The organism is Mycobacterium sp. 852002-51613_SCH5001154 (genome assembly GCF_001667425.1).
GTDB lineage: Bacteria > Actinomycetota > Actinomycetes > Mycobacteriales > Mycobacteriaceae > Mycobacterium.
In genome coordinates this window covers 1-6,125 of sequence record NZ_LZII01000067.1, presented here as the reverse complement: position 1 = coordinate 6,125, position 6,125 = coordinate 1, and the positions used below count along the sequence as shown (strand labels likewise).

Annotated in this window: 1 protein-coding gene; it reads right to left on the bottom strand. The window is 66.3% G+C overall.

The annotated features are described in order from the left end of the window. A partial coding sequence (locus A5750_RS18395; protein ID WP_156664358.1) for an amino acid adenylation domain-containing protein occupies positions 1-6,125 on the bottom strand: 6,125 nt, incomplete at both ends.

The following is a 6,125-nucleotide window of genomic DNA, read 5'->3' as shown; positions in this document are numbered from 1 at the left end:
CCAGACCACCCCGACAACACCAACTCACGCTCACCGCGATCCAGCAACGCCACCTCACCCACCACCACCGACGAATCCGCGACCACCGCCTCGATCACCCGCCCGAACCAGGCGACCAACCGCTCGACGGTGGACCGGTCGAACAGATCGGTGGCGTACGTGACTATCCCCGTCGCCATCGGAGCGGTGGGGTCCTCGGTAGGCGCCTCACCGATATTGAAATCCAGCTCGAACTTCGCGGTGCGGACGTCGGCCACGAGCGGCTCGACGCTGAGTCCGTCGATCGCCGCCATCTCGGGGCGCACATTGTTTTGGAAGACCAGGGCTACCTGGAACAGCGGGTGATGCGCCGTCGAGCGCACCGGATTGAGCTGCTCGACCAGCAGTTCGAAGGGAACTTCCTGGTTGCTGTAAGCGTCCAGCGCTTTCTGGCGCACCTGCTCGAGTACCTCGCTGAACCGGTGCGCGGTATTGACCCCCACCCGCAACGCCCAAGAGTTGACGAAGAACCCGACCAGATCATCGAGTGCCTCATCTAGCCGCCCGGCGATCGTCGCGCCGATCACCACGTCCTCACCGGCTCCGACCCGGTGCAGCAGCACCGCCAATGCCGCCTGCAACACCATCGAGACCGTCGCGTTGTGCGTCGCTGCCACCGCCTTAACTCCCGCCCACACTTGCGGGTCGATGTGCAAATCGACTGCATCACCGCGATAACTGAGCACCGGCGGGCGGGGCCGATCTGCCGGCAGCGACACCGCCTCCGGGACATCGGCCAACTCCTGCCGCCAGTATCGCAACTGCTCGGCGATCACACTGTCGGGATCAGACTCGGCCCCCAACCACTCCCGTTGCCACAGCGTGTAATCGACGTACTGCACCGCCAACGACGCCCAGCCCGGGGCCCTGCCCTCCCGCCGCGCTTGGTACGCCTGGCCCACATCACGGACCATCGGTACCATGGACCATCCGTCAAAGGCGATGTGGTGCAGGACGATCCCCACCACATGCTCCTCGGGGCCCATCGAATAAATCTGCGCACGAATCGGGACCTCCGCCGACAAATCAAACCGATACGTAACCAGCGTCAACAACTCTGGGACCAGGTCGCGCTCCGGCACCGACATGACCGCCGCGCCACCGCGCCGCCACATCCCCGCCCGGGCAGCCAGCACCTGCTGGAACGGCACACCGTCGATGTCGGGAAAGATGGTGCGCAGCGATTCGTGGCGGGCGATGACATCATCGAGCGCCGCGCCGAGCGCCTCGACATCCAGCGCCCCTTTGATGCGGAAGGCGATCGGTATGTTGTAGGTCGCACCCCCGCCCTCGAACCGGTCGATGAACCACAAACGGCTCTGCGCAAACGACAACGGCACCACCGCGGGCCGCTCTTGTGCCGTCAACGCCGGCCTCGCCTGTTCGCCCGCATGAGCAGCAATCCATTCGGCCAATCCGGCCACGGTGGACGCGTCGAACAACACCTGAATCGGGACTTCGACGCCCAATTCGGTTCGAACTCGCGCTATCAGCCGTGTTGCCGACAGCGAATGCCCACCCAGGTCGAAGAATGACTGATCAATGCCGACCCGCGGCACCCCGAGAACCTCGCCAAAAAGTTTGGCCAACAAGCGTTCCCGTTGTTCACGCGGCGGTCGGTACCCTACTGCGCTGATGAACTCGGGCGCCGGCAGCGCCCGCCGGTCAAGTTTGCCGTTGACCGTCAACGGCAGCGACTCCACGACCATGATCGCCGCCGGCACCATGAACTCGGGCAACCGGCCAGCCACGAAACGGCGTAGCTCGTCGACTCGTTCGCTCCCCACCAGGTCCGCTTCCGTTGCCGGCTCCAACTTTTGATTCAGTACGACATAGCCCACCAGTTGCTTGTCGCTGACCCCCTCCGGATCCGCGTTCGCGGTGTGTGCGATCACCGCCGCCTGCGCCACTCCCGGATGGGCGCTCAGAGCCGCCTCGATCTCGCCGAGCTCGATGCGGTACCCGCGGATCTTGACCTGCTCATCGGCCCGCCCCACGTACCGCAGCTGCCGGTCGGCGCCCCAAGACACCAGGTCCCCGGTCCGATACATCCGCGCCCCGGATCCCCCAAATGGACACGCAACAAACCGCGTCGCGGTCAAGCCGGCCCGCCGCCAATACCCCAGTCCCACAGCGGAACCGGTGACATACAACTCACCGATTACACCCACCGGCACCGCCCGCAGGTACCGATCGAGGACAAAAAAGGCCAAGTGCGCCAACGGCATCCCGATAGGACTGGCAACAGTGTCGGTGTCGGCCGCGACAATCTCCCGGAACGAGGCGTGCACCGTGGTTTCGGTAATGCCGTACATGTTGACCAGGCGCGGCAGACCCGGGTGGTCGTGCAGCCAAGTCCGAAGGCGTTGTGGTTCAAGCGCCTCACCGCCGAACACCACAGTCTCAAGTTTGAGCTGCCCTCCCAGCTCGGGTGCTAGCGCGTCGGCGGTTTGCAGCGCGTAGAACGCCGATGGGGTCTGGCTCAACACGCTGACTTGTTCGGCAACGAGCAAAGCGTGCAGGTCTTTTGGTGAGCGCGTCACCGATTCGGGCACCACCACCAGCCGCCCGCCGCGCAGCAGTGCGCCCCAGATCTCCCACACCGAATAGTCGAAGGCCAAGGAATGACACTGCGTCCACACCTGTCCCGGCGCCATCTCGGAGTCCAGTGACTCCAGCAGCCGGATCACACTCTGATGGGCGATCGGCACCCCCTTGGGGGCGCCCGTCGTGCCCGAGGTGTAGATGAAGTAGGCGATGTCGTCGGCGCCCGGCGCCGGTAAGCCCGTGCTCGGGCAACTGAGGATGCCTGGGTCGTCGACATCGATGACCCGCAGATCGCACCCGTCGAGCCGGTCGGCCAGCCCGGCGGTGGTGATCGCGGCGAGCGGCGCGGCATCGGCCAGCATGAACCGGACCCGAGCGTCGGGGTGCATCGGATCGATCGGCAAATAAGCCGCGCCGGTCTTCAACACCGCCAGAACCGCCACGATCGTCTCGGCCGATCGGGGCAACAGCAGCGCCACACACTGACCCCGGCCCACGCCCTGGCCAACCAACAAGTGCGCCAACCGGTTAGCGGCTTCGTCAACCTCGCGGTAGGTCCACGACCCCTGCTCGTAGCTGAGCGCCACCGCCTCCGGGGCACGCGCCACCTGCTCGGCGAACACCGCCGGGATCGACGCCAACGTGCTCACCGGCTCTGCCAAGACCGCCCGGTTACCCCACTGATCCAAGTCCGTGTGCTCACCGGCATCCAGTACATCCACCGACGAGAGCCGTCGGATGGGATCGGCGGTCATCGCGGTCAATACCCGCCGCAACCGCTCGATCAGCGTCTCGATGCTGGCTACGTCGAACACATCGGTGCGGAAATCCACCGTTCCCCCGATCCCGGCGGGCTCACCGGCTTCGGTCCACCGTTCGCCCAGAGAGAAGACCAAATCCATTCGGGTGTCGTCGACGACTCGCCGTGAGCCTGGCAGCGGCGTGACCTGCACATCACCCAAGGCCAACCTCGCGGCCGGATCGTTGTCCTGCCCGGCAAAGTTCTGCCAAGACAACACCACCTGAAAGAGCGGGTGACGGGTTGCGCTTCGGGTTGGGTTGAGCCGTTCAACCAGCACCTCGAAGGGCACGTCTTGGTGTTCGTAGGCCGCCAGGCCGCGCTGGCGCACCTGGGCGAGCAGCTCGGCGAAGGTGGGATCACCGGCCAGATCGACACGCAGCACCAAGGTATTGATGAAATAACCCACCAGCTCATCCAGCGCCGGGTCGCGCCGCCCGGCGATCAGGAACCCGACCGCCACCTCACTCGTGGCACCCAGTTTGGACAACAACACCGCCAGGGCGGCCTGGACCACCATGAAGCTGGTCGCGTTGTACTCGCCGGCCACCAGGCGGACCCGCTGCTGCAACTCGGCCGGCCAGTCCACCGCCACACTGGCGCCCCGGTAATCAGCCACCGGCGGATAGGGCCGGTCAATGGGGAGCGTCAGGCACTCAGGCATTCCGGCCAGGGTCTGCTTCCAATGCTTCAGCTGCGCGGCGATGGGGCTGTCGCTGTCGTCGAGGTCACCCAAATGCGTTCGCTGCCATAGCGTGTAATCGACGTACTGCACCGCCAAGGGCGCCCACGCCGGGGCTAAGCCCTGCCGTCGTGCCCGATAGGCCTCGCCCACATCGCGGGCCAATGGCGGCAGCGACCAACCGTCATAAGTGATGTGGTGCACAACAATTCCGACCACATGCTGCTCGGGCCCCACCGAGTAGATCTGCGCACGAATAGGGATTTCGGTTGACAAATCGAATCGATACGCCACCAGCGTGAGCAACTCTTCGACCACGTCCTGCTCCGGCAAGGACACGACCATCGCGCTACCGCGCCGCCACATCCCGGTCCGGGCCGGCAGCACCTGCTGCACCGGCACGCCATCGATGTCGGGAAATATGGTGCGCAGCGACTCGTGCCGGGCGATGACATCGTCGAGGGCAGCGCCGAGCGCCTCGACGTCCAGCGCCCCATTGATCCGAAACGCGATCGGCATGTTGTAGGTCGCGCCGCCACCCTCGAACCGGTCAAGGAACCACAACCGGCTCTGCGCAAACGAGAGCGGAACTCGCTCCGGACGCGGCATCACCTGCAACGGAGCCCAGGCGGGGCCGCCACGATGACGGTGCAGATGGTCGGCCAGACGCGCGACGGTGGACGCGTCGAAGAGGTAGCGCACGGGCACTTCTCTGCCCAGCGCCAGCTGCAGTCGCGTGCTCACCCGGGCGGCGACCAACGAATCCCCACCCAGGGCAAAGAAGTCGTCATCGAGTCCGACCCGATCCTGGCCCAACACCTGGGCGAAGACCTCGGCCACGATTTTCTCGGTCTCGGTGTGCGGCGCCCGGAACGGCGCAATGGCCACCACCGGCGCCGGCAGCGCCCGACGATCGACCTTGCCCGACGAGGTCAACGGAACTTCTTCGAGCACAATAATTTCCGCCGGCACCATGTAATCGGGCAACCGCGCGCTCAACTGCTGACGCGCCGTCGTCGGATCGGGGCGCGGCACCCCACTGACGTAGCCGATGAGGCGATCACCCTTGGGGCCGTGGTGCACGGCGGCCGCGGCCTGAACGACCTGCGGGCACGCCAGCAAGGCATTTTCGATCTCCCCGAGTTCGATGCGCTGCCCCCGCAACTTGATCTGGGCATCGATGCGGCCCAAGTACTCCAGCACACCCGCAGACGTCCAGCGCACCAAATCCCCGGTGCGATACATCCGCGCCCCCGCACCCCCAAACGGGTTGGCCACAAACCGTTCCGCAGTCAAACCCATCCGGCCCAGGTAGCCGTGCGCGAGTGCGGGCCCGCTCAAATACAGTTCGCCGACCACCCCGATCGGGGCCGGGTTCAGCCGCGCGTCGAGCACCAGCGCGCACACCCCCGGGATCGGGGTGCCGATGCTCACCGGCTGCCCCGCCGACAGCGGCGCAGTGGACGTGGCGCAGATGGTGGTCTCGGAGGGGCCATAGCCGTTGAACATCCGCCGACCCGGCGCCCAGGCGCCGACCAACTCCGCCGGGCACGCCTCTCCCGTGGTAACCAGCGTGTCGAGTCCGTCCAGCCGGGCCCGGTCCAGCGACGCCAACACCGTCGGGGTCACCACCGCCGCGCTGACCCGCTGGTCCTGCAGCAACTCGGTCAGCGCCTCTCCCGCGTAGGCCTGGGGCGGGGCCATCACCAACGTCGCGCCGGACCCGACCGCCCACAACAGATCGAAGATCGACGCATCGAAGGTCGGCGCGGCCACCATCAGCACGCGCGACTGCGCGCCCAGCCCGTACACCTTGCATTGCGACGCGGCCAATCCGACCAGGCCGGCGTGGCTAACCACTACGCCCTTGGGGGTACCGGTGGACCCCGAGGTGAACATCACATAGGCGGTGTTCTCGACCTTCAGTGGCGAGTGCCGGTCGGCGTCGGTGATGGGCTTCGCGCACCGCCCCGACAGGTCCAGTTCGTCGACACGCAACACCGGGCGCGCGCCCGCCCCGACCAAAGTGTCGGCGCCACACGTCAACACACACACCGC